The organism is Streptomyces sp. NPDC059740, assembly GCF_042733155.1.
Classification (GTDB): Bacteria; Actinomycetota; Actinomycetes; order Streptomycetales; family Streptomycetaceae; genus Streptomyces.
This window is the reverse complement of sequence record NZ_JBHWGP010000007.1, coordinates 140281-164133: the sequence shown is the minus strand read 5'-3', so window position 1 is coordinate 164133 and position 23853 is coordinate 140281. Positions and strand designations below refer to the sequence as shown.

Below are 23853 nucleotides of genomic sequence, written 5' to 3'. Positions count from 1 at the left end.
ACACAGAACGAAGAAGCAGTGAGATGCGTACCCAAACACCGTCAGTTCTCATCGGGGTGCTGTGCGGCATCAGCGCCAACATGCTCTGGGGCCTGGCCTTCCTGATACCGCTGATGCTCCCTTCCTCGGCCTCCGTCGTACTCGCGCTGGGGCGGTACTTCTGCTTCGGAGTGGTGTCGGTCGGCATCGTCGCCGTCACGCGCGGCGCCGGTATCCGCGGCCTGGGCCGGCGTGTCTGGGGCACGGCGCTGGTGTTCGCGTTCGCCGGTCACCTGGGCTACTACTTCTTCCTGGTGCAGGGGATCACCCATGCGGGATCGCCCATCACGACAGTGATCCTCGGCACGCTGCCGGTGACCGTCGCACTGACCGGCAACTGGCTCCGCAAGGAGTTCCCGCTCGCACGCCTGCTGCTTCCGCTCGGCTTCATCGCGGTCGGCCTGATCCTGGTCAACCTCAAGGAGGTCGACTGGGGGACTGCCTTCAACGGTCGTTCCGGGCCGACCTGGGTGATCGGCATCGCTTCGGCGTTGACGGCGCTCGTCCTGTGGACGGGCTACGCGGTGGCCAACGCCGACTTCCTCCGAAGGCACCCGGAGATCTCGTCGTCCACGTGGTCCACGCTCATGGGTGTGTGCACGCTGGCGCTCTCGTCGGTCTCCCTGCCGGTGGCCGCGGTCTCCGGCGGCATACACCTCGACCGGGTCGACCTCGTCCCCGTCCTCATCGGCAGTCTGGTTCTCGGCGTCCTCGTCTCCTGGGTCGGCACGGTGCTCTGGAACCGCTCCTCGGGCCTGGTGCCGATCTCCATCGCCGGGCAGCTCGCCGTCGTCCAGATGATCTCCGGCCTGATCTACGTCTTCACCTGGTATCGCCGCATGCCGCCACTGTCGGAGGTGGTGGGGATCGTCCTGCTGGTCGGTGGCGTGCTGTTGGCCATCCAGCGCACCCGCAGGCGTCCGGTGGTCGAAATCCACGTCACCGACGAGGCCGGGATGGCGGCATGAGGGGGATCTGACCGGCTGCGGTGGGGCGCACCTGCCCGGACGCGCGGTCCGCCGAGCGCGGACCGGGCAGGTCGCACCGGACCGGAACCGTGGCCGCACCGCGGGACGGCAACCTTCAGTGAGGGCGAACTGCCCGGTCGGCGCGCCACGGTGCCAGGTCTGCCGCCGCTCAGTCGAGGCAGAACTCGTTCCCCTCGACGTCCTGCATCAGGAGGCACGACTCGTTGACGTCGTCGGCAGGCAGGAGATGCATGCGCACCGCACCGAGCGCGACCAGTCGTGCGCACTCGGCCTCGAGCGCGGCCACCCGCTCTTCCCCCACGAGCCCGGTGCCGGCCCGCACGTCGAGATGGACCCGGTTCTTGACGACCTTGCCTTCCGGAACGCGCTGGAAGAACAGCCGCGGGCCCACACCTGACGGGTCCACGCAGGCGAAGGCTGCCCCCTGACGCTCGGGCGGAAGGGAGCGATCGAAATCGTCCCAAGTGGCAAAGCCCTCCGGGACCGGTGGCACGACGTAACCCAGCACCTCGCACCAGAAACGAGCGACGCGCTCAGGTTCTGCGCAGTCGAACGTGACTTGTACCTGCTTGACCGAAACCACCGGATCATCGTAGAGGGGGTGCTCGACCTCTGCACGGGAAATTCCCGTGGCACTGGGTGGCATGCGGCCGGCCCCCGGGCGAGGAGTGACGAGGGCGTCGGCGTGCCCTGTCGGGGGTCGTCCCCGGCCGGAGGCGGAGCAGACCTTCGCGGTGGGTTCAGCGTGGCCGCTGTTGCACGACGTCGGAGAGAGCCGAGCTCACGAGCTTGTTGACGGCGGCCCTGGTCGGTGGGTTGTGGTCCCGGTCGGCGAACAGGAGGTGCCCGCCACCGACCAGGGAGAGGGTGAGTGAGTCGATGTCGGCGTCGGCCGAGATACGGCCCAGTTCGCGTTCGTCGGCCAGGTAGGCGCGGACCGCGGCGGTGACCTGGGCGAGGATGGCGATGCCACCCCCGGGCACTGTGTCCCGCAGGCTCGCGCGCAACGCGTCCCGGAAGGTGATGAGCGGGATGATCGCCACGGGAACCGGTCCGAAGAAGGCGGTCAGGGCACTGGTGAGGTTGTCGGCCACGGTGGCGGTGCCGACGGTCTCGCGCAGCGCGTCCGCGTGCCGGTCGAGTTGTGCGGCCCGGTCCAGCACCAGCTGGGTGAGGAAGGCGTCGAAGTCGGTGAAGTGCCGGTGCAGGACGCCTTTGGCGCAGGCGGCCTCCTCGGTGACGGCCCGGCTGGTCAGCCCGCTCGGGCCGTCCCGCAACAGCACGCGCTCGGCCGCGTCGAACAGCTGCTGCCGGGCGTCGCGAAGATGTACCCCGGTCGGCACGTACCGGTCCTCCTCCGCCAGACGTCTGGCATCCTTGGCTTATGGGCGCGCGCCCACTAAAGTGAACGCATGCCCACTATACCGCGAGAGCAGCCTGAGCCGGTACAACTGCACCGGGCCCGACGGATGGCTGAGTCCTTCGGAGCGGATGCCGAACGCTACGACCAGGCCCGGCCGCCCTACCCCGATGACCTGGTAGCACGTGTCGTCGCCGGCAGCCCGGGCCCTGACGTTCTCGACGTCGGCTGCGGTACGGGCATCGCGGCCCGCCAGTTCCAGGCCGCCGGCTGCTCCGTGCTCGGTGTCGAGCCGGATGCGCGGATGGCCGGCTTCGCGCAGGCCCGTGGCCTCCAGGTCGAGGTGGCGACCTTTGAAGCCTGGGAGTCGGCCGGCCGAGCGTTCGACGCGCTGATCGCCGCCCAGTCGTGGCACTGGGTGGACCCGGCCGCCGGCGCCGCGAAGGCGGCGCGGGTGCTGCGTCCCGACGGACGCCTGGCGATCTTCGGGCACGTATACGAGCCGCCTGTCGAGGTGGCCGAGCCGTTCGCGGCTGCACTCCGTCGAGTGGCGCCCGACTCCCCGTTCAGCAGCCAGCCGGCGCGACGCCCGCTGGAGACGTACCAGGCGGGATACGCGAAGATCGCCGACAGCATCCGCGAGACCGAGCAGTTCGGCGAGCCGGAACAGTGGCGTTTCGACTGGCAGCAGTCCTACTCGCGCGACCAGTGGCTGGACGTGCTGCCCACCACCGGCGGCCTGACCCGGCTGCGTTCCGAGCAGCTGGCCGAGATACTCGAGGCGGTCGGCCATGCCGTCGACGCTCTCGGCGGCCGCTTCACCATGCACTACACCACTCTGGCGACCACCGCCGTACGCACCGCCACCCGGTGACCCGCTGCCGCGCGGGCGCGCGGGTCACCCGTCCTCTCGGCACGCCCGCAGCGGGATCAGGCCCCAGGCTGCGTCGAACCGGGCCTCACGAGGGCAGGTCTGCACGGCCCTGCCGGCTGACCCGGTCCGGGCGGGCGCTGGGGTGGCGGAGGCGCGGTGCCGGTCACCTGTCGGGGCTGTCGGCCGGTCGTCGGTGCTCTGTCGGCAGGTGCCTGAAATCTGGCGGAGAAGTTCCTGCCGGGTGCCCGTCCGGCAGGCGTGCCACAGGTAAGGACCCACCATGACCACTGATGTCACGATCATCGGCGCCGGGCTCGGCGGCCTCACCCTCGCCCGCGTCCTCCACGTCCACGGCGTCCCGGCCACCGTCTACGAGGCGGAGCCCTCACCGACGGCGCGGGCGCAGGGCGGGATGCTCGACATCCACGACTACAACGGACAGCTGGCGGTCCGTGCGGCCGGCCTCATGGACGAGTTCCGCAGCATCATCCTGGAGGGCCGCCAGGCGATGCGCATCCTCGACCGGGAAGGGAACGTCCGGCTCGACCAACCCGACGACGGCACGGGTGGACGCCCCGAGGCGCAGCGCGGTGACCTGCGGCAGATGCTGCTCGACTCGCTCCCGGCCGGCACCGTGAGGTGGGGACGCAAGGCCAGTGGCGTCCGCCCTCTCGGCGGGGGCCGCCACGAGGTGGCCTTCGCCGACGGCACCACCGTCGCCACGCGGCTGCTGGTCGGCGCGGACGGCGCGTGGTCACGGGTCCGGCCGCTGCTCTCGGACGCCGTGCCCGAGTACACCGGCATGTCGTTCGTCGAGACCTACCTGTTCGACGCCGAGACCCGGCACCCCGCTGTCGCGAAGACGGTCGGCGGCGGGACGATGTTCGTACTCGGAGCGGGGGGCGGGCAGATCGCCGCACACCGGGAGAAGGGCGGAACTCTGCACACCTACGTGATCCTGAACAAGCCCCTGGACTGGTTCGCCGACATCGACTTCGCCCGCTCCGGCGAGGCCGCAGCGCGGATCGCGAAGGAGTTCGACGGCTGGGCGCCCGAACTCACCGCCCTGATCACCGACGGCGACACCGCACCGGTCCTGCGCCCCCTCTACACGTTGCCGCTCGGGCACCGGTGGGACCGGGTGCCCGGGGCCACCCTGGTCGGCGACGCCGCCCACCTCATACCTCCGAACGGCGAAGGCGCCAACCTGGCCATGCTGGACGGCGCCGAGCTCGGTGCCGCCCTCGCCGCGCACCCCGACGACGTCGAGGCCGCCCTTTTCACCTACGAGCAGGCGATGTTCGCCCGTGGCGCCGCGGTCACCGAAGCCGAGACGGCGTTCCCCGTTAACCCCACGGAGGAAGACGTGATCAGCTTCTTCACCCGGGACGAGCAACCCCGGTGAACTGCCCTGCTGAAAGCGCCTGATGACGGTACGGTGGCTGCGTGGTGCAGGTTCGGGAGATGCGTGAAGCCGACATCGAAGCGGTCTCGGCCATCCGGGTGCGGGGCTGGCAGTCGGCGTACGCCGGCCTCGTTCCGCGCAGCTACCTGACGCGCATGACGGTAGAGGACGACGCGTGCCGGCGGCGCATCTGGTTCAGCCATCCGGAGCGCCAGTCGACGGACCTGACAGCCCTCCACGGGCACACCCCCGTCGGCTGGATCAGCTTCGGGCCCTGGCGCGGCAAGGAGCCGGAACTCGACGACGCAGGTGAGGTCTACGCGCTCTACGTTCGCCCCGGTCTCACCGGGCAGGGCATCGGCAGCGCACTGCTCGGCGAAACGCATGCACGCATGCGGCAGCAGGGCTTCACGGCCTCGCTGTTGTGGGTCCTCAGTGACCACGCAGGCGCCCGCCGCTTCTACCAACGCGCCGGGTACCGATCCGACGGAGTCGTCCAGGGCGATGTCTACGACGACGTCACGCTGACGGAAACGCGCTACCGGTACGCGTGGTGATCCGCCCCTGCTCGACGGCGGGGCGGGCCGCAGCACGGCCCCGCTCCGGCTCCCGGGCGCCCAGGTGAGCAACTGCCGACGTCCCGGCTGCGGACAGCTGTTCACTGCGGTGCCTGTGCCCGTTGGTGCCGGTGCCAGGGGATACCGCCCTGCCACGATCTGGTGCCGGCTCCTGCACAGCGACGTCGTCTGCCCGGTGTCAGCGAGAGCACGGGAACAAAGCAACGGCCGGTCGACAGGCGTGTAACAGGTTCCTGCCCCGCAGAACGCGAAGCCTTCGGCCGACGTCCCACTGATCGTTCCAGCGCGCCCGTCCGGCGGGCAAGGGAGCCACCGCGAAGGTGGAGAGGGACGTCCAGCGGGTCAGAGGATTGCGGCCCGAAAAGATACATGAGGAGCTGAGCGTGAAAAAGCGCATCATCATCGCCCTGGCCGTGGTTGCCGTGGTGGTAGCTGGCGCGGTGACCGTGTGGAACATGGCGGATCACGGTTCGGTGGCCACTGCCAGCGGGCAGATGGTGCCGCGAGCAGAGGTGGAGCAGCGGGCGACGAAGGACTTCCCCTTCGACGGCGACGCACCGGACTCGGTGAGCTGCCCGAGCGGACTGCCCGCGAAGGAGGGAAAGGTCGTCCGGTGCACCGCTGTCTTCGGTGAGCAGGACAAGACCATGGAGGTCTCTGCCGACAAGGTGGAAGGTGACCAGGTCTCGCTCGGCTTCGCCCTGCTGGAGAAGCGCTGACGTGTGAAATCCGGGCCCTGAGCTCGCGCGAGAAGGATGAGGGTCAGGCGCACCGGACTGCGACCGGGCCCTAGCGTGCCACCGCCGCACCTGCCGCAGCGCGCAGGCGGCGGTGGCCTGCGGCTTCCGCGACCGGGCGAGGCCACCGTCGATCTTGTGGGAAACCCCCGGTGACACGGTCTCAGGGGGGCGCGGAGAACCGGTGGTGCGGGGCCGGCAAGAGTCACGAAGGCCCTGGAGTGGCGGTTGCCCTCGGCAGGCTCCGGACCGCGGACGAAAAACAGGGTGCGTCCCGCCTGAGTGGTTGACAGGCTGCGCCGGTGAACCGTGAACGGATCTCTGACATCGCCCATGCCGATCACCCGATCAAGTCTCCGCTCGACGACGACTCGGTGCGCCGGCTCCTGGAACGGGCCGTACCGGGTGGCAACGAGCGTGTGCTCGACCTCGGTTGCGGTGGCGGGGAATGGCTCTTGCGTGCCCTGGCCATGCACCCGCACCTGGAAGCCGAGGGCGTGGACGTCTCCGAGGGCGCTCTGTCACGAGCCCGTCGGGCAGCGAGCGACCTCGGCGTCCAGGAGCGCCTCACCCTCCACCACCAGAAGGCCGAGGACCTCAGGTCCTCGCAATCGTTCGACCTGGTGCTCAGTGTCGGGGCCACGCACGCCTTCGGTGGTCTGCTCCCCACGCTCGCGGCGGCTCGCCGGCATCTGGCTCCCGGCGGCTGCGTCCTTGTGGGTGAGGGATTCTGGGACCGCGCCCCTTCCCAGGAGGCCATCGAGATGCTCGGGGACTTCACCGACCTGGCGAGCACCGTGGACCGCGTCGTCGCCGACGGGTGGGTCCCCGTCGATGGGCACGTCAGCACCCGGCGTGAGCTGGACGACTACGAATGGGCCTGCTGGGGGGCACTGGCCGCATGGGCCCTGGACCATCCCGCGGATCCGGACAGCGCGCAAGCGCTCAGGACGGCAACCACCCGCCGCTCCGAATGGCTGCGCGTCTACCGTGACACCTGGGGCTTCGTCTCCCTGATCCTGCGCCGCGCACCCGACCGTTCCTGAACCGGCCCGGAAGCAGACCCGGTCCGGAAAACAGTCCTGACGTAGAACCGGCCCCGACAGCACACAGCGCCACGCGGCCCGGGACGCGCGGGCTTCAGGTGCGACCGTGGCCCTCAGGCTGCGTGCACCTCGGGTGTGCGCAAGACGGCCGCGTTCGCAGCGGGCCCGGTACGGAGGAGGACGACCGGGTGCGGTGCGTTCACGGCCCGCCACCGCTACCCGGGCGGACCCGACCGGCGTGCAGACCAGGCCAGGGCGGCAGCGGACCGGCTGCGCCATGCTCACTCCGGAAGTCGGCTACGGGTCGGGTACCAGCACGGCTCGCCCTCGCATCGCACCGTTCCTCAGCAGCTCGAACGCCTCCTCGGCCGCGGACAGCGGGAACTGCTCCGTCTCGACGTGGAGCGCCCCGGCGCGTGCCAGGGCGACGACTTCGGCCAGTTCGGGTCGCGTACCCCAGAACGGAAGGGAGAGTCGGAAGCCGGGCGGAAGCAACCCCGGCTTGCGTACGGTGAGGTGACCACCGCCGCTGCCGACGACCACGAGCTCTCCTCCCGGCCGCAGGGACGCGGTGGCGAGCTCGAGTGAGGCCTTGCCGCCGACGAAATCGAGAACGGCGTCGACGCCCCTGCCGCCGGTCGCCTCGCGAAGCCGTCGACCGGTGTCCGCCCGTACCAGGGTCGCACTGTGGGCACCGGAACGGTGGGCGAGCGTCAGCGCCGCCTCTCGGACGTCGAGGGCGAGAACACGGCTCGGCGTGGTGGCACGCAGGACCTGGACGGCCAGGTGACCGAGGCCACCGACCCCGATGACCACGACAGCGCTGCCCTCCCCGAGCACCTGCCGAAGCCCGGCGATCGCGTGGTACGAGGTCAGGGCCGCATCGGAGAGCGGTGCGGCCTGGTCCGCCGCCAGCTCGCCGATTGGCACCAGGTGGCGGATGGACGGGACGAGGACGTACTCAGCCATCCCGCCGTCGAGTCCGAGCCCGATGCCGTGCCAGCCGAGACCGGCCCGCCGGTCGCAGTAGTTGTCACGTCCGGCGGCGCAGCGGTCGCAACGGCCGCAGCCCCAGGGCCCGTAGACCACGACGCGTTCGCCCGTGACCGTGCGGTCGGCGTCGGGGCCCAGGGCTTCGACGTGCCCGGCGACCTCGTGGCCGAGGGTGAAGGGAGGCTGATAGGGGAGTGCGCCGGCCGCCGCGTCGAGGACGTGCACATCGGACTGGCACAGCCCTGCGGCCTCCACCCGGACCAGCACTTCGCGTCCGCGCGGAGCGGGAGGTTCGACGTCCGCGAGCGTCGGTCTGCCTCGTCCCCAGGCCGTCAGCCTTACGGCTCTCATGGGTCACCGTCCCGGCTCTTGTCATCCTTGACAGGGACGGTAACAGAGGCGAAGTCAGTTCAATAAGCGGCCATGGCCGCCCGCAGGGCGACTGGAGGTTGCGGAATGAGCGGTGGTACTCGGGCGGGCCGTCGGGAAGGCAAGGCCACGATGGGGCCGGCGCGGGTTCGGGCGCAGAGGCAGCGGTCGCCCGGCAGTTGGCGGCCGACGGGGCACGGGCCGTGGTACTCGCCGACGTGAACAGCGGGAACGCCCGGGCCGGCGCCGAGGAGTTGGCCGCCGGTCGGGCGGTGTCCCTGGACGTGGTGGACGCCTCGGCCGTCGACGCAGCCGTGGGTGACGTCCTGCCGGAAGGCGGGCGGCTCGACGCCGTGGCGCACCGGGATCAGGGTGAACGTGGTCGCGCCCGGCCCCACGCAGACCGGCATGGCGGCGCGGACGCCGACGGCATCGCGCAGCGGTCTCGCTGGTCCCCGGGTGCGTCCCTGCGTGACGCCCGGGTGTTGCCCGTCGCGGGTGCCGGCGTCTACGGTTCGGCGTATCGAGATGGTGAAGTGGATTCAGTTGACCAGTCGCGCCGGTGATGCTGGAGGTGCCGGGCGCGAGGTTTTGGGCCAGCCCCTCGACCGATGGGGAGTCACATGCGCACGGAAGGCGTCGACCTACTGGTCATGGGTGCGGGCATGGCGGGCCTGACCGCCGGCGCTGGTGCCGTGGAATGCGGCCTGTCCGGTGCGCTCGTGGAGATCGCCGCGGACGTCGGCGGCTCGGCACGCTTCGCGGGTTGCGCCTGGACCACTCCGAGCCGCGAGGCCATGGACCGGCACAACCTCCGCGGTGACGTCGCCCTCAAGCACGCCCTGGTGGACCGGTCGTCATCACGCGCATGCTCAAGATCAAGGAGATCAGGGGCTGACCGTTCCGGCCCGCCCGGCGGGCGTCCGCGTCGATGCGACCGACGACCGGCCGATCGGTCCGGCCGATCGACGTGCGGTGAACGACGAGGCACACGCTCGGCCGTGCGCCGTCACCCGGACGCCGCCTCACGGGAAGCCGTCCCACCGCAGCGTCGTGCCCGTACGCCGCCGGACCGCTCGCCGCTGCGGTGACGGCCGCAGCGGCGAGCAGCATGGCCTGCGCGCTCAGCTGTGCTGCCCGGGAGCACCGGTGACGACGGTGCCCTTCGCCGTCACCGCCTCGCGTGACCTGGTCAGGGGCGCCGGAAGGCCAGGAGCAGGACGCGGGTGTGCGGGTCGCTCCGTCGCTCAGCTGCTCGCGGTGCCCTCCACCGTGCTGATGTAGGTGCCCGGGTGGGTGGCGCCGTCCTGGCGCAGGACGGCGATGTCCTGCCACGGCCAGGTGAGCGTCGCGGTCGCGGTGGTGTCGGGCGGGGTGACCTTGAGGCCGGTGGGGAGGAAGGGCTGCTGGTCCGGGGCCTTGGAGGAGGGGCTGACGGGCAGGAAGGTCAGCTCGGCCATGGTGGCGACGCCCGGCCGGAGGGTGACCTTCTCCGCCGTCTTCTTCTGCCACATGAGGCTCCACGTGTCGCCGGAGGCGGTGACCAGGTCGACGCCCGGGTGTCCCTGGACCGTGCAGGTGCGCTTGCCGACGTTGGTGAACAGCAGGGTGGCGGTGGTCTGGGACGCCTCGGGGTCGGGGTCGGCGTCGGTGCCGTGCACGATCGACGGCTTCAGCTCTGCGCCGGTGCACGCCGTCTTCGAAGCCGCCGGAGCGGCGGCCTTGGGCGAGGGAGACGTGACGGCGGCGCCGGTGCCCTTGCCCGCCGCGGCGTCCACCCGTGCGGAGCCGCTGCCGGCGGCGTCGGTGTGCGCGGAGCCCTTGCCGGTGGAAGCGGACTGTGAGCCGGCGTCTTCAGCGCTGGAGGACGCAGAGCCCTTCGCCGAGCTCTCGCTGGCGTCGCAGGCCGTGGCGGTCAGGGCGAGAGCGGCCGACGCGGCGAGGGCGGCGGCGAGACGGGTCACGCGGCGGGTGTTCATGCGGGCATTCCTCCGTTGTCGTCCGGCTGCAGGTGCAGCCTTCCACTACAGAGAGGGCGCTGCGGCGCCGGTGGTTCTTCGAGCCGTGCCACAGCGGTGTAACAGTGCCGGCCGAGCCGGACGCGGACGGGCCGGACGCGGGCGGGCCTCCCGGCCGGACCGACCGGGGGCCGGTCCGCGACCGCTGCTGACTGTCCGTGCGGCCTCCTTCCGACTGTCCCTGCGCCGGTGGTGATCAGTCACTGGACCGTCCGTCACACCACCTGCTGCGCGGGCCCTGATGTGCCCCTTCCCGTGTGAGGGCGGGCACGGGACCCGCGTCACAGCCCCGGCCGGGTAGTAGCCATCACCGGCATTCGCACGCGCCAGGAGCGCACTGGCTCGGAGCCTCCTATTACGCGCTTTCGTAGGTCACAGGTTGGCGCCGGTGGAGAGCCGGTTCCCAAGGTGGTGGACGTACCGGGGAGCCGAGCGCCGGACCGGGCGGGAGTCCTTCCGCCCGAGCCTGACACCGGCCCCGCGACGCGAGAAGCCGCGTCGAGCACGTACCGGACGCCCCCCAAGGGTTCCGGGATGTGCCGCCGACAGCCTGTCGGCCTCCCCACGATGTCCCCCGTATTGGAGAGGTACGCCATGACTGCCACCACCCTCACCGCGACCCGTTTCCGCAAGTACACCGTCGCCGGTATCGCCACCGCGGGTGCCGCCGCTGCCGCCGCGACTCTGGCGCCGACTCCGGCGCATGCCGCTCCGGTTCACGAGGCCAAGCCCGCGGCTGTCTCCGTCGCCCACGGCAAGAAGGCGGACGCGAAGGACGCGCAGGCCAAGGAGGCGGCGAAGGTCGCCAAGCTGGTCGAGCAGGGCAAGAAGAAGCACGGCGACAACTTGGACGGTTGGATCCGCACGGCGCTGGACGTGATGCACTACGAGCACATCCCCGGCAGCTACCACGGGATCCACAAGAACATCATCCGTGAGTCCGGCGGCAACCCGACCGCGCAGAACAACTGGGACGTCAACGCGCAGAAGGGCGTGCCGTCCAAGGGTCTGCTGCAGGTGATCCAGCCGACCTTTGACACCTACCACGTCAAGGGCACGAAGGACTCGCTGACCGACCCGGTCGCCAACATCGTCGCGGCCACGAACTACGCGGCCGACCGGTACGGCTCGATGGACAACGTCAACTCCGCCTACTGATCGGCGCGGGTGACCCACAGCCCCTGGGCTCTGGGGACAGCCGCCCCGGACGCCGGGCGCGGCGGGGCCCAGGAACACGGTGAGGGCCGGGCAGGACACTCCTGCCCGGCCCTCACCGCTCCCCGCTCTCCTCGCCGAGCCCGTACAGCTCGAAGGCGGACGTAATCCCCGGACCACCACCTCGGCCGGACAGAGGGTCGGTGCAGCCGGTTCACACCGGCGCGCACGGCGCACTGAACGGGGACGCAGCGCCTCATGGGAACTCCGCGCGCCCTACCAGCGCCCACGGGCGGCGGAAATGATGAGCACACCGCACGTGAACCACTCGGACCGCATCCTGCCCCCGGGCAGGTGGACATGCGGCGGAAGGAGACCGTGATGTTGCTTCTCATCTCCCCGGACAGCGTCGAGGAAGCCCTGGACTGCGCCAAGGCGGCGGAGCACCTCGACATCGTCGACGTCAAGAAGCCCGACGAGGGCTCGCTCGGCGCCAACTTCCCCTGGGTCATCAGAGAGATCCGCGACGCTGTCCCCGGGGACAAACCGGTGTCCGCCACGGTCGGGGACGTCCCGTACAAGCCCGGAACGGTGGCCCAGGCCGCGCTCGGCGCGGTCGTCTCCGGCGCCACGTACATCAAGGTCGGCCTCTACGGGTGCACGACACCCGATCAGGGCATCGAGGTCATGCGCGCAGTCGTCCGGGCAGTGAAGGACCACCGCCCCGAAGCTCTCGTCGTCGCCTCGGGCTACGCCGACGCCCACCGGATCGGCTGCGTCAACCCGCTGGCCCTGCCCGACATCGCCGCCCGCTCCGGCGCCGACGCGGCCATGTTGGACACCGCCATCAAGGACGGGACGCGGTTGTTCGACCACGTTCCACCGGAGGTCTGTGCCGAGTTCGTCCGGCTGGCCCATGCGTCCGGCCTGCTCGCCGCCCTCGCGGGCAGCGTCAAACAGGCCGACCTCGGTCCGCTGACCCGGATCGGCACGGACATCGTGGGTGTGCGCGGAGCGGTCTGCGAGGGCGGCGACCGCAATGCGGGAAGGATTCAGCCTCATCTGGTGGCCGCCTTCCGGGCGGAGATGGACCGGCAGGTCCGGGAGCACGCGGCCGCCGTGCCCGCCGCGAGCTGACCTCGCGGCATGCCGGACTCCGAGCCCGCCCGCGTCCCCGGACGCCGGGCCGCGCGTTTCCCCGTCGTCGACCCGGCCACCGGGGAGACCTTCGACGAGGCCCCCGACCAGCAGCCGGAAGAGCTGGACGCCGTGGTGTACCGGGCCCACCGGGCCTGGCACCGTTGGCGCGCCGACCCCGCCGCCCGCACCACAGCGTTGCGCACGGCGGCAGACGCCGTGGAGAGGGCCGCAGACGACCTCGCCCACGTGCTCACCCGGGAACAGGGCAAGCCGCTGACCGAGTCCTACGCGGAGGTCGCCCGTACAGCGGCGCGCTTGCGCTACTTCTCAGACCTGAGTCCGAGAACCCGGCGGATCACCGACGGCCGGCCCGTGCACAGCGAGGTCCGCTGGCGCCCCCTCGGCCCCGTCGCCGCGATCGTGCCGTGGAACTTTCCCCTCCAGCTCGCGGCGGCGAAGTTCGCGCCCGCGCTCGCAGCCGGCAACACCGTGGTCCTCAAACCCTCCCCGTACACCCCCCTCGCCACCCGCCTGCTCGGCTCCGTCCTTGCCGCCGCCCTGCCCGAGGACGTACTGACCGTCGTCACAGGCCGGGAACCTCTCGGCGCCCGCCTCGCCTCCCACCCGGGCATCCGGCACGTCACCTTCACCGGCTCGGTACCCACCGGACGGGCCGTCGCCGGAGCGGCGGCGGCCTCGCTCGCGAGGGTCACCCTGGAACTGGGCGGCAACGACGCCGCCGTCCTGCTGCCCGACGTCGAGGTGGACCGGATCGCGGACCGGCTGTTCTGGGCTGCTTTCCGCAACTGCGGACAGGTCTGCATGGCGGTCAAACGCGTCTACGCCCCGGCCCGGCTCCAGGCCGAGGTCGTCGAAGCCCTCGCCCAGCGCGCGAAGAGTGTCGCCGTCGGGTCCGGCCTCGACCCGGACACCCGGCTCGGCCCGGTCAACAACGCCCCCCAGCTGGCCAGGGTCGAACAGGTCACGAAGGAGGCCCTGGCGGACGGCGCCCGTGCGGCGGCCGGCGGCCACCGGCTGGACGGGCCGGGCTACTTCTTCGCCCCCACCATCCTCACCGACGTCCCACCCGACAGCGCTGTGGTGAGCGACGAACAGTTCGGCCCGGTCCTCCCGGTGCTGCCGTACCGGAGCCTCGACGAGGCCGTCGACGCTGCCAACAGCACCGGCTTCGGTCTCGGCGGCTCCGTGTGGGGCACCGACCCCGACCGGGCCGAGGCGGTGGCCGACCGGCTCGAATGCGGCACTGCGTGGATCAACCACCATGCCGAACTGTCCCTCGCCCAGCCCTTCGCAGGCATCCGGGACAGCGGCGTCGGTGTCGCGGGCGGACCGTGGGGGCTGTACGGCAACCTCCGGCCGTTCGTCGTCCACCGTCCACAGGAGGAAGGATGACCAGGTTCCAGGCAGCGGTACTGCGCTCCTACGAGGGCCCGTTCACGATCGAGGAGGTGGCCCTGCCCCCGGAACCCGCTGTCGGCGAGATCCTGGTCGAGATCGCGGGCTGCGGGATGTGCCGGACCGATCTCGCGGTCCGGCGATCGGCCGGCCGCAGCCCGCTGCCGGCCGTGCTGGGGCACGAGGGGGCCGGGGTCGTGGTGCGCACGGGCGGCGGTCCGGACACGGCGATCGGCGTGGGCGACCACGTCGTGCTGAGCTTCGACTCCTGCGGACAGTGCGGCAACTGCCGTGCCGCGGCCCCCTCCTACTGCGACTCCTTCGCCTCCCTCAACCTCTTCGGAGGACGCAAGGAGGAGGCGCCCCGGCTCACCGACGCGACCGGGGGAGCGCTGGCCCCCCGTTGGTTCGGCCAGTCCTCCTTCGCCGCGTACGCGCTGGTCCCGGCCCGCAATGCCGTCCGGGTCGACCCCACACTGCCCCTCGAACTGCTCGGACCGCTCGGCTGCGGCTTCCTCACCGGCGCCGGAGCCGTGCTGAACACCTTCGGCGTCGGTCCGGGCGACACCCTCGCGGTCTTCGGCGCGGGCGCGGTGGGCCTGGCCGCGGTGATGGCGGCCACCGCTGCCGGTGCGCTGACCGTGGCCGTCGACCGGCATCCCGGGCGGCTGGCCCTGGCCGAACAGTTCGGGGCAATTGCGCTGACCGCCGCCACGTCCGGGCTGCCCGAGCAGATCCGTCGGCTGACCGACGGCGGCGCGCAGTACGCGCTGGACACCACGGCTTCACCCCCGCTCATCAACGACGCACTCCGGGCACTGCGCCCCACCGGCAGTCTCGGCCTGGTGGCACGGCTCCACACCGCGCTGCCGCTCGAACCGGGCACGCTGGACGGGGGGCGCAGCATCCGCCACCTCTGCGAGGGTGACGCGGTCCCCGGGCTGCTGATCCCCCGGCTGACCGCCTTGTGGCAGGCCGGCCGCTTCCCCTTCGACCGGATGATCCGCACCTACCCGCTGGCCGACATCAACCAGGCCGAACGCGACTGCGAGGCGGGCCGCGTGGTCAAGCCCGTCCTGCTCCCGAAGGGAAGAAGCCGTTGAGCCGGACACGCGGCACCGCAGACTCCGCACATGAGGCAAGCACGCATCCCGTAGTCCCTACTCCCGCCATCGGAGGGCACATGGCCGGCACCGCGCCGCAGCACACGGACGTGGAAGGGGTGGACGGCGGCGTGGGCCTGACCGCCCTCCTGGTCGCAGCAGCACGGGCGATCGAGACCCACCGCCACGACAGCCTGGCCAGGGACCTCTACGCAGAACACTTCGTGCGCGCCGCCCCGGCGTGTGCCAACTGGCCGTTGCGCATCCAGGAGGTCCCGGACGGGGACGGCAACCCGCTCTGGGGACGGTTCGCCCGCTACTTCGGCCTGCGGACCAGAGTCCTCGACGACTTCCTCCTCCGGTCGGTCCGCGCGGGCGCCCACCAAGTCGTCCTGCTGGGCGCCGGTCTGGACACCCGCGCCTTCCGACTGGACTGGCCGTCCGACTGCGTGGTCTTCGAGATCGACCGAGCGGGCGTGCTGGCGTTCAAGCACCAGGTGCTCACGGACCTGTCGGCCACCCCGGGGGTGAAGCGTGTCCCCGTACCGGTCGACCTGCGCGCCGACTGGGTCACCGCACTCACCACGGCCGGCTTCGACCCGGGCGCACCGAGCGTCTGGCTGGCCGAGGGGCTGCTCTTCTACCTGCCGGGCCCAGCCGAGACGTACCTCATCGACACGGTGGACCGGTTGACCACCGAAGGCAGCGCCCTGGCCTTCGAGGCCAAGCTGGAGAAGGACCTGCTGGCATACCGCGACAGTGCGATCTACACGGCGACGAGAGAGCAGATCGGCATCGACCTGCTCCACCTCTTCGACAAGGGACCACGACCCGACTCCGCGGGCGCCCTGACGGCCAGGGGCTGGTCCACCTCGGTGCACACCCCCTTCGACCACACCCGCCGGCACGGACGAGGACCCCTGCCGGAGCCGAACGACGCGCTGGAGGGGAACCGGTGGGTGTTCGCACACAGGCCCCGGCCGTGACGTCCGCGGTGTTCAGCGGCCTGCTGCGGGGCCTCAGGCACTCACCTGCCGGCAGTGCGCCGAGAAGCCCGGCACTCCGGTGACCTGTGACCGCCGGCGGCGTACGGTTACCGGTCCAGCTGGTCTCGGTCACCGGTCGAGGCATGCGGGTTGCGCTGGTAGGTCCCTGCGGTGAGCGAAGAACTGCCCAGCGGCGGGCCGGCCGGTGCGTGGCCAAGGCACAGCCCGCCGTAGTGCAGCACCTCGACGACGTCGCCGACCAGGGAGACCGCGAGCAGCACCGGCAGGAGCAGCACCACGAGGGGGGCGCTCCGGCCGGCCGCCCAGGCGTCCCGGTCGGGCTTGCGGATCGGCGAGGCGGTGAGCCTGCGCGCGGAGCGCGGTGCCGACCGCTGCGGGTCGGGTGGAGCGGTACTGCCGGTGGAGGCCGTCTCAAGATCGCGGAAAGAGGGTCCACGACCCTTCTCCCGCGTCCGCACGAAGAGGGAGCAGCCGGTTCCCGTCGTCGACGGCGCCCGAGGACAGCCGCCGGCGGCCGGGCTGCGGCGCTCGGCACCGGCAGGACGAGCATTCCGTCCGCGCGGTCAGCGCTGCACGGCCGTGAGGAAGCCGGTGAGGGCCGCGGCGACGGCCCCGGGGGCTTCCACAGGCAGCAGGTGGCCGGTGTCCGGGACGGTTGTCAGTGTGGCGTGCGGGATGTGCGGCAGGAGGTGGTCGCGCAGGACGTGCTCCGGCTCCACCACGTCCTTCTCCCCGGCCAGCACCAGGACCGGGACCTCGATGTCCCGTACGGAGTGTGTGATGTCCTGCGCGATCCCGCGCAGGGGCCACTCGCGCCGGGCCTCAGCTCCGGCGGCGAGGCTGTCGTGCACCGCGGTGGCGCGCACCGCCCCGGTCAGCGGCGAGGCGGTCAGGACATGGTCGAGGGCGTACTGCACCGTCTCGGGCGAGTCGTAGGCGTGCGACAGGCCCAGCCGGTACTCCTCGGTCACCGTGGGCGGCGGCTGTGGCGGTGCGGGTGCGAGGAGCACCAGGCCGGACAGCCCGGCCGGGCGGCGGGCGGCGACGAGCTGGCTCGCCTTGCCGCCCATCGAGTGGCCGACGAGGACGAACGGCCCCGGCACCCGCGTCTCGACGACACCCAGGAGGTCGGCGGCGAGCCGGCCGAGGTGGTAGGGGCCGGGCAACGCCGTCGAGGAGCCCCAGCCGCGCTGGTCGAAGCGGAGAGTCGCCTGCCCGTCGGGCAGGTGGCCGATCACACCGTTCCAGGTGTCGGCCGAGCCGCCCCAGTAATGGACGAAGACCAGCGTGGGTCCGTCCTGGCCCCCTACCCGCACGTCGAGGGACCCGCCCGCCACGGGAACCGTCATTGTTGTTTCCGTCATCCTCGCGTCTTTTCTCTCTGCTGCGGAAGGCGGCTCCCGCCACCCTGCCGGTCAGCTCTGAACCGTGCACCTGCCCTGTATGGCAGGCTCAGTCCGACAGTAGGCAAGAGGGCGCCCCCTCCTTGGCGGAAAGCAGCGGACTGCTTGTGGAAAACGGACTCAACACCGTGCGGCAACTGCGCTACCTGCCTGCCCTCGGGGCGGCGTACGGCGTGGAGGTCCTCAGTTTCGCCGGGTTGCGTGCGATGGACACCCGGCATCGTCGCGTACAGCCGCAGCGCCCCGACTTCCACGTGTTCGCGCTGGTCGGCTCCGGAACCGGCACCCACGAAGCGGACTTCCACAGCTACCGGTTGCGGGAAGGCGGCGTCGTGTGGATCCGGCCGGGAATGGTGCACCGCTGGAGCGACATCGACGACTGCGACGGCCCACTGGTCCTCTTCCAGCCCGGTTTCCTCCCGGGCCTCACAGCGTCAGAGGCCGCCGCACCGGCATGCTGGCACCTGGACCGGCAGCGCCTCTCCCTCGCCCTGCTCGCAGCCGAACACCTCGACCGCGAGCACAGCACGGCAGTGCGGACACCCCGCCTGGCGTCTCCCGCACTGCTCGCCCACCTGCTGGCGGCGCTCGTGCTGCGCACCCTCCCCGACACGCCGCCCGCGACCGACGCGAGGCGATCCGGCAGCCGGCACACCGACGTGTTCCGCACCTACCGGGCCACCGTCGAGGAGCACTTCACCGACTGGCACCAGGTGGCCGACTACGCGCGGGCACTGGGCTACGACGTGCGCACCCTCACCCGGGCGACGCGTGCCGCCACCGGCGCGGGCGCCAAGACGTTCCTCGACCAGCGCATCCTGCTGGAAGCCAAGAGGCTGCTCGCCCACACCGACCTTCCGGTAAGCAGCTGCGCCCGACGCCTCGGCTTCCGGGACACCGGGAACTTCACCACGTTCTTCCGACGCCAGGCCGGCACGCCGCCCGCTGCCTGGCGCACCGCGTACACGGGCTCCGGCGGCCCCGGGGAAACCGGGCCACGCTCAACGGCTCCGCCTCGTCCCCGGTCGTGACGCCCCGCCGCCGACGAGGTCGAGTATGACGATCGCGTACGAGGGGCGGGGGACAGCGGCAGGTCTGATCGCCCTGTGACCTCGGCCTCCCGCCCCCGCAACGTGTCCTTGAAGTCGGGGGGCGCCCGCGCACCGTCCGTAATGAGACATGTGCGTCTCATATGATTTACAGTTGTCTCATGCCTGTCGACCGTGATCACGTCCTGCGGACCGCCGCCGCCCTGCTGAGCCGCAGGGCCACCTCGACGATGGACGAGGTGGCCCGCGCCGCCGGGATCAGCCGGGCCACGCTGCACCGCCACTTCGCCGGGCGCGACGCCCTGGTGCGTGCCCTGGAGGACCTCGGCATCGCCGAGTGCGACGCCGCCCTGACGACCGCGGACCTCGACGAGGGACCCGCTGCCGAAGCGGTGCGCCGCCTGGTCCCTGCCCTGGAGCCCTGTGCCGGTCTGCTCGCCTTCCTGTACGCCGAGAGCCAGCTCTTCGAGGGCGAGGCGCTGAACGAGGGATGGGCGCGCATCGACGCCCGGCTCGCCGCACTGTTCCGGCGTGGCCAGGAGAGCGGCGAGTTCCGCATCGACCTCAGCCCGGTCTGGCTCACCGAGGCCCTTTACGGACTGCTCGCCTCCGGGGCGTGGGCGGTGAACGAGGGCCGCGCGGCCCGCAACGACTTTCCCCACATGATCGCGGAGCTGCTGCTCGGCGGGGTCTGCCGCGGGAGGCAATCGTGACCACCAGCGTGCAGTCGGTCGAGATGGCGGCACCGGTCAGGGCGCCCGGCCGTTGGACGGCGCTCGCCGTCCTCGTCCTCGCGGTGCTCCTGGTGGCCGTGGACGCGACGGTCCTCAGCCTGGCGACCCCGTACATCAGCGAGGACCTACGCCCTTCGGCCACCCAGTTGCTGTGGATCGGTGACGTCTACTCCTTCGCGATAGCCGGGCTGCTGGTCTCGATGGGGAACCTCGGCGACCGCATCGGCCGCAAGCGCGTCCTGCTGGTCGGCGCCACGGTCTTCGGGGCGGTGTCCGTACTCAACGCCTACGCGCCCTCGCCCGAGTTGCTGATCCTGGCCCGGGCGCTGCTGGGCGTGGCGGGTGCCTGCCTGATGCCGGCCACGCTGGCCCTCATCCGCAACCTCTTCCACGACCCGCGCGAGCGCAGCCTCGCCGTCGGCGTCTGGGGCGCCGCCGCCTCGGCCGGAACCGCGGTCGGTCCGGTGCTGGGCGGCTTCCTGCTGGAGCACTTCTGGTGGGGCTCGGTCTTCCTGATCAACCTGCCCGTCATGGCCGTCCTGGTGCTCGTCGGGATCCGTCTGCTGCCGGAGAGCCGGGCCCCCGAGCCCGGACCCTGGGACCCGGGGAGCGTCGTGCTGTCCCTGGTCGGGATGGTGGCCGTCGTCTACGCGGTCAAGGAGACGGCCGCACACGGCTTCGCCCGGGTCCCTCTTGCCGCCGGTCTGCTGGGCGTCGCCGCCCTGTACGGCTTCGTGCGGCGCCAGTCGTCGCTGCGCGTCCCGCTGCTGGACACCCGGCTCTTCCGCAGCCGCGGCTTCTGCGGTGCCGTGCTGGCCGACCTCCTGACCGTGCTCGGCCTCTCGGGGCTGGCCTTCTTCCTCTCGCAGTACCTGCAACTGGTACAGGGCAGGCACCCGTTCGAGGCAGGCCTCGCGGAACTCCCCACCGCGGTGGGCGCAGTGGCGTCCGGCCTGGTCGCCGGGCGTGCGGCCCGCCGGTTCTCGGTCCGGGCCGTCGTCTGCGGAGGCCTCGCCGCCGTCGGCCTGGCGCTGGCGGCGCTCACCGGCATCAGCGAGACGACCGGTTACCCCCTGCTCGGTACCGCCCTGCTGGTCGTCGGCCTCGGCGCCGGGTTCTCGTTCACCGTCACCGCCGACGTGATCCTCTCCAGCGTCCCCGAGGAACAGGCCGGCGCGGCCTCCGCCGTGTCCGAGACGGCGTACGAGCTGGGCGCCGCCCTGGGCATCGCGCTGCTCGGCTCCGTGCTGACGGGCGTCTACCGCGGTTTCACCGGCCCGGCCGGCACGCCGGAGGCCGCGCGCACCTCGTTGGGCGGGGCCGCGGAGGCCGCCGCCCACCTGCCGCAGGGGACCGCCGCGGCCTTGCTGGACGCCGCGCGCCGGTCCTTCACCGAGGGACTCGCACTCGCCTCGGGAGCGGGCGCAGTGGTCCTGCTGGCCGCCGCCGTCGCGACCTGGTTCCTGCTGCGCGAGCAGAGGTTGCGGTGACCCGCGGCTGCTCCCGGGCCGTCGAGCGGCCGCACGGAGACGGGTGGGCCGGCGGCGCCACGCTCGGGAGCCGCTCGCATACGTCCGAGTGATGGCCGGGAAGCGGGCGGGGGAGGGGGCCACGAGTGTCCGGGCGAGGGCCGATGCGACGACGAGCTGTCCTCACCCCCCGCTCGCACACCACCGCTACGACGTCGACGTCCCACGGAGTGCCGGCCCACACCGAGCCGTTGAAGGAAACCGGACAGATCCTCGTCCGGCCACTTCGGCGGCGTCCCGACGCCCGGCGCGGCCTCCTCGCGCCAGAGGCCGTTGAGGCGGGAGAGGACGTTGCGAACGCTCCCCGAGGGGGCAGGAAACGCCCATGACACTGACCCGCCGCTTCCTCATCCGCTCCGCCGCCGTCACCACCACCGCCCTGGTGTTCGGCGGCGGCGGTGCGTCCGCGCGCGCCGCGACCACCGCGCGCACCGCCGCGACCGTCGGCAGCGCGTCTCCTGCCGACTGGATGGACGCGCTGCCCGACACCCTGTCGCTGCTGCGGATGACCATCCCCGGGACCCACGACTCCTGCTGCACCGACCCGGCCAACGGCACCGAGTGGTCCCACACCCAGAACTGGGGAATCACCGAGCAACTCCAGCGCGGCATACGGTTCCTGGACATCCGCGCCAACGGACTCCAGGGCCATCTCGACGACTCCTTCGGGATCTACCACTCCGGGTACTACCAGGGCATCACCTTCGACGGCGTACTCACCGAATGCGGGGACTTCCTGCGGCAACACCCGGGCGAGACGATCCTGATGCGGCTGAAGAAGGAGAACGGCACCAACAACGACGTCGGCGCGCACTTCAAGGACGTCCTGAACGTCTACCTCGACACCAAGGGCTGGCGTCCCTCCTTCCTCCTCACCGACCAGGTCCCCTCGCTCGGCGCGGCGCGCGGACGCATCGTCCTGATCGCCCAGTTCGACAACGACTGGCCGGTCCTGCAATGGCCGGGCGGCGACAACGACTTCCTCTCCAACAAGTGGTTCTCGCTCCAGGACATCTACCAGGGGCTGTCCTCTCCGTCCCAGAAGAGCGCCAAGGTGACCGAGCAGTTCGACAACGCCACCCGGGACCAGGACTCCTCGCAGATGTACGTGAACTTCACCAGCTACGCGGGCGGCGGGTGGCCCAAGGTCAACGCGGACGCCATCATGCCCGGGGTGCAGAGCTACCTGAGCGGCCGTCTGTCGGACCGTACGCACCTCGGTGTCGTCCCCATGGACTTCCCCGACTTCCACTCGGACACGTTGAGCACCCTCATCGACTGGAACTGGCACTGACCGGGGTCGCATCCCCCTGACGTGACGGAGGCGACCCGGCTCTGACCGTCCACCGGGGCGCGGCTGCCGGAACCTCCCCCCGCGTCCCGGATGCCACCGCTGAGAGCCGGTACCCATGCGGTTCGGAGGCGGCGTCCGGGCAGGGCTCCTACTGGCCGCGCCGCGGTAGCAGCGCCGGCAGGAAGGCCGCTGCCGGACCTCCCGCACCGGCTGTGCGGGCGAGCGCTCAGAGGCCGGCGCCGCCGGCGAGGTCCGCCCGCGGCGGCTGCCCCGGCGCGGGCGTCACCCCCGGCTCCGCCGCGGCCTCGGTCAGGGCGCGCAGACCGGTGACCAGGCCGGCGCGGACATCCACCGGCAGCCGGCTGACCAGCTCCGCGACCTCACGCTGCCGGTGTGCGAGCACCTGCGCGACCAGGTCGGCACCGTGTCCGGTGAGCCGGAGCACCACCTCGCGGCGGACCTCGGGATTGGTCCTGCGCTCCACCAGCTCCGCGGCCTCCAGGCGGTCGACCATGCGCATCGCGGTGGACGGGTTGACGCCGAGCGTGGCCGCGAGAGCGGCGAGCTTCACGGGCCCGCAGCCGTCCAGGACGACCAGCGCTCGCAGCTGCGGCAACGTCAGGGCGCTGTCCGCCTCCGCGAGCGCGCGGGCCGAGAGAGCCACCACCAGGCGCGAGGCGGCCATCACGCTGGCGGTCACCTCGGCGGCATCCTGGTCGAGGTCGCCACCGGCGCTGTGCACGGAGCCGGCCGAAGCGCCGCATCCGCCTGCGGCTGCGCGGTCCGCCGGGTGCGTCCCGTCCCGCGGCACGGGCCCGTCCCCGTCCTGGACCGGCACGGCACCCCGGGGTTCCGGGCCTCCCGCAGGCTCCTTCCGGCCGCTGGCCGTGTCCCGGGTCTCCGCGACGGGTTCCGTCCCCGTGCCGGCCCCGGTCGTCACCGGCGACTGCTTTCCGTGCCCGTTCTGACCCATTGTGTCTGTCTTTCCGTGTCTCGTTCCGTGACACCGCCGCCACCATTGCAGAGTGCAATGATACGCTCGGAACATCGATTCCGGCGCGGCGTGGGCGCAGCCGCACCGGTGCAGCGATGTGATCGACCGTAACCTCCGAGGCGGCCCACGAGCATGTTCCACGTCCGCCCGAGCCACCGATGGGAGACGGAGTACGACATGCGCCCCGCGACGCACGGGAAGGGTGATCCGCACGCCTGACACCCTCCCGGCGGGCACCCCCTGTCCCCGCCGCTGACGCCGACTCCCGGAAGGGCGAAAGCCGCCGCCACCGGACCCCGTGTCCGTCACGGCCGCCCCCGCGACCTGCCGGACTGAACCCCGCTGCCCGGAACGGGCCGCCCGGCACACCGGGCGGGCCCGCGTGCTCGCGGGCCGCCCGGGAACGCCGATCGTCGCCGGGCCGGCCTCGCCGCGCACCGGTCCGCGCCCGTACCCCTCGTCCATCGCACGGGCAATGAAGCCCGCCCGGTGGACCTCGCCTGCCTGCTCGCCGGCGCGCCCCCACCGAGTGCGTTCCGATCGGCGCGCCGGGACGCCCCGGACGCTCCCGGCCGTCGGCGCCCGCCCGCCTCCCGCAAACCATCCGCAACCCAGATCCGC

General features: G+C 71.8%; 24 protein-coding genes. 17 read left to right on the top strand and 7 right to left on the bottom strand.

Features of this window, described 5'->3' with window-relative positions; genetic code table 11:
• Positions 1 to 23: 23 nt before the first annotated feature.
• Positions 24 to 1007, top strand: a complete 984-nt coding sequence (locus ACFV3R_RS11865) for a DMT family transporter (protein ID WP_385579546.1) — start codon at positions 24 to 26, stop codon at positions 1005 to 1007.
• Positions 1008 to 1176: 169 nt separating this feature from the next.
• Here the strand turns inward: ACFV3R_RS11865 and ACFV3R_RS11860 are convergent, their stop codons facing one another.
• On the bottom strand, positions 1177 to 1611 hold the full coding sequence (locus ACFV3R_RS11860) for a VOC family protein (RefSeq protein ID WP_385579543.1): 435 nt from the start codon (positions 1609 to 1611) through the stop codon (positions 1177 to 1179).
• 157 nt (positions 1612 to 1768) lie between these two features.
• Positions 1769 to 2371 carry a TetR/AcrR family transcriptional regulator gene (locus ACFV3R_RS11855; RefSeq protein WP_385579540.1) on the bottom strand — a complete coding sequence of 201 codons (603 nt, stop codon included), beginning with the start codon at positions 2369 to 2371 and terminating at the stop codon, positions 1769 to 1771.
• 69 nt (positions 2372 to 2440) lie between these two features.
• Between ACFV3R_RS11855 and ACFV3R_RS11850 the strand changes: the two genes are divergently transcribed.
• The 5 genes from ACFV3R_RS11850 to ACFV3R_RS11830 all read left to right on the top strand — a co-directional run bounded on the left by ACFV3R_RS11850 (position 2441) and on the right by ACFV3R_RS11830 (position 7028).
• Positions 2441 to 3262: a class I SAM-dependent methyltransferase gene (locus ACFV3R_RS11850; protein WP_385579537.1), complete on the top strand. Its 822-nt coding sequence runs from the start codon at positions 2441 to 2443 to the stop codon at positions 3260 to 3262.
• A 280-nt stretch (positions 3263 to 3542) separates the two neighbouring features.
• On the top strand, positions 3543 to 4667 hold the full coding sequence (locus ACFV3R_RS11845; RefSeq protein ID WP_385579535.1) for an FAD-dependent oxidoreductase: 1125 nt from the start codon (positions 3543 to 3545) through the stop codon (positions 4665 to 4667).
• Positions 4668 to 4708: 41 nt separating this feature from the next.
• The gene (locus ACFV3R_RS11840; RefSeq protein WP_385579532.1) at positions 4709 to 5224 is read left to right on the top strand and encodes a GNAT family N-acetyltransferase; all 516 of its coding nucleotides are present in this window, start codon (positions 4709 to 4711) and stop codon (positions 5222 to 5224) included.
• A 404-nt stretch (positions 5225 to 5628) separates the two neighbouring features.
• Positions 5629 to 5964 carry a DUF4333 domain-containing protein gene (locus ACFV3R_RS11835; RefSeq protein WP_385579529.1) on the top strand — a complete coding sequence of 112 codons (336 nt, stop codon included), beginning with the start codon at positions 5629 to 5631 and terminating at the stop codon, positions 5962 to 5964.
• Between the two features lie 320 nt (positions 5965 to 6284).
• The gene (locus ACFV3R_RS11830; RefSeq protein WP_385579526.1) at positions 6285 to 7028 is read left to right on the top strand and encodes an SAM-dependent methyltransferase; all 744 of its coding nucleotides are present in this window, start codon (positions 6285 to 6287) and stop codon (positions 7026 to 7028) included.
• 297 nt (positions 7029 to 7325) lie between these two features.
• On the opposite strand, the gene ACFV3R_RS11825 is transcribed toward ACFV3R_RS11830, so the two are convergent.
• The gene (locus tag ACFV3R_RS11825) at positions 7326 to 8372 is read right to left on the bottom strand and encodes an NAD(P)-dependent alcohol dehydrogenase (RefSeq protein ID WP_385579523.1); all 1047 of its coding nucleotides are present in this window, start codon (positions 8370 to 8372) and stop codon (positions 7326 to 7328) included.
• A gap of 236 nt (positions 8373 to 8608) precedes the next feature.
• On the opposite strand from ACFV3R_RS11825, the gene ACFV3R_RS11820 reads away from it, so the two are divergent.
• A complete protein-coding gene (locus ACFV3R_RS11820) occupies positions 8609 to 8956 on the top strand; it encodes a hypothetical protein (RefSeq protein WP_385579520.1) in 348 nt (115 codons plus the stop codon).
• A gap of 45 nt (positions 8957 to 9001) precedes the next feature.
• Positions 9002 to 9481: an FAD-binding protein gene (locus ACFV3R_RS11815; RefSeq protein WP_385579517.1), complete on the top strand. Its 480-nt coding sequence runs from the start codon at positions 9002 to 9004 to the stop codon at positions 9479 to 9481.
• A gap of 156 nt (positions 9482 to 9637) precedes the next feature.
• On the opposite strand, the gene ACFV3R_RS11810 is transcribed toward ACFV3R_RS11815, so the two are convergent.
• The gene (locus ACFV3R_RS11810) at positions 9638 to 10369 is read right to left on the bottom strand and encodes a DUF4232 domain-containing protein (protein ID WP_385579513.1); all 732 of its coding nucleotides are present in this window, start codon (positions 10367 to 10369) and stop codon (positions 9638 to 9640) included.
• A gap of 633 nt (positions 10370 to 11002) precedes the next feature.
• Here ACFV3R_RS11810 and ACFV3R_RS11805 point away from each other — a divergent pair.
• The 5 genes from ACFV3R_RS11805 to ACFV3R_RS11785 all read left to right on the top strand — a co-directional run bounded on the left by ACFV3R_RS11805 (position 11003) and on the right by ACFV3R_RS11785 (position 16208).
• Complete coding sequence (locus tag ACFV3R_RS11805) at positions 11003 to 11566, top strand: transglycosylase SLT domain-containing protein (protein WP_385579510.1); 564 nt, start codon at positions 11003 to 11005, stop codon at positions 11564 to 11566.
• A 378-nt stretch (positions 11567 to 11944) separates the two neighbouring features.
• Positions 11945 to 12700, top strand: coding sequence for a (5-formylfuran-3-yl)methyl phosphate synthase (locus tag ACFV3R_RS11800; protein ID WP_385579507.1), 756 nt, complete (start codon positions 11945 to 11947; stop codon positions 12698 to 12700).
• Between the two features lie 9 nt (positions 12701 to 12709).
• Positions 12710 to 14116: an aldehyde dehydrogenase family protein gene (locus ACFV3R_RS11795; RefSeq protein WP_385579504.1), complete on the top strand. Its 1407-nt coding sequence runs from the start codon at positions 12710 to 12712 to the stop codon at positions 14114 to 14116.
• Positions 14113 to 15222: an NAD(P)-dependent alcohol dehydrogenase gene (locus ACFV3R_RS11790; protein WP_385579501.1), complete on the top strand. Its 1110-nt coding sequence runs from the start codon at positions 14113 to 14115 to the stop codon at positions 15220 to 15222. Before ACFV3R_RS11795 ends, ACFV3R_RS11790 begins: the two co-directional genes overlap by 4 nt.
• An 80-nt stretch (positions 15223 to 15302) precedes the next feature.
• The gene (locus ACFV3R_RS11785) at positions 15303 to 16208 is read left to right on the top strand and encodes a class I SAM-dependent methyltransferase (protein ID WP_385579497.1); all 906 of its coding nucleotides are present in this window, start codon (positions 15303 to 15305) and stop codon (positions 16206 to 16208) included.
• A gap of 107 nt (positions 16209 to 16315) precedes the next feature.
• Here ACFV3R_RS11785 and ACFV3R_RS11780 read toward each other — a convergent pair whose 3' ends face one another.
• Positions 16316 to 16507, bottom strand: a complete 192-nt coding sequence (locus ACFV3R_RS11780) for a hypothetical protein (protein ID WP_385579494.1) — start codon at positions 16505 to 16507, stop codon at positions 16316 to 16318.
• 285 nt (positions 16508 to 16792) lie between these two features.
• Entirely contained in the window at positions 16793 to 17578 is a 786-nt protein-coding gene (locus ACFV3R_RS11775; RefSeq protein ID WP_385579491.1) for an alpha/beta fold hydrolase, read from the bottom strand.
• Positions 17579 to 17739: 161 nt separating this feature from the next.
• Between ACFV3R_RS11775 and ACFV3R_RS11770 the strand changes: the two genes are divergently transcribed.
• The 4 genes from ACFV3R_RS11770 (at position 17740) to ACFV3R_RS11755 (ending at position 22238) form a co-directional block, all read left to right on the top strand.
• The gene (locus ACFV3R_RS11770) at positions 17740 to 18663 is read left to right on the top strand and encodes a helix-turn-helix domain-containing protein (RefSeq protein WP_385579489.1); all 924 of its coding nucleotides are present in this window, start codon (positions 17740 to 17742) and stop codon (positions 18661 to 18663) included.
• Between the two features lie 179 nt (positions 18664 to 18842).
• The gene (locus tag ACFV3R_RS11765; RefSeq protein ID WP_385579487.1) at positions 18843 to 19394 is read left to right on the top strand and encodes a TetR/AcrR family transcriptional regulator; all 552 of its coding nucleotides are present in this window, start codon (positions 18843 to 18845) and stop codon (positions 19392 to 19394) included.
• A 23-nt stretch (positions 19395 to 19417) separates the two neighbouring features.
• The gene (locus ACFV3R_RS11760; RefSeq protein ID WP_385579918.1) at positions 19418 to 20905 is read left to right on the top strand and encodes an MFS transporter; all 1488 of its coding nucleotides are present in this window, start codon (positions 19418 to 19420) and stop codon (positions 20903 to 20905) included.
• 364 nt (positions 20906 to 21269) lie between these two features.
• On the top strand, positions 21270 to 22238 hold the full coding sequence (locus ACFV3R_RS11755) for a phosphatidylinositol-specific phospholipase C (protein WP_385579484.1): 969 nt from the start codon (positions 21270 to 21272) through the stop codon (positions 22236 to 22238).
• A gap of 226 nt (positions 22239 to 22464) precedes the next feature.
• On the opposite strand, the gene ACFV3R_RS11750 is transcribed toward ACFV3R_RS11755, so the two are convergent.
• Entirely contained in the window at positions 22465 to 22980 is a 516-nt protein-coding gene (locus tag ACFV3R_RS11750; protein WP_385579481.1) for a MarR family winged helix-turn-helix transcriptional regulator, read from the bottom strand.
• Between the last annotated feature and the right edge of the window lie 873 nt (positions 22981 to 23853).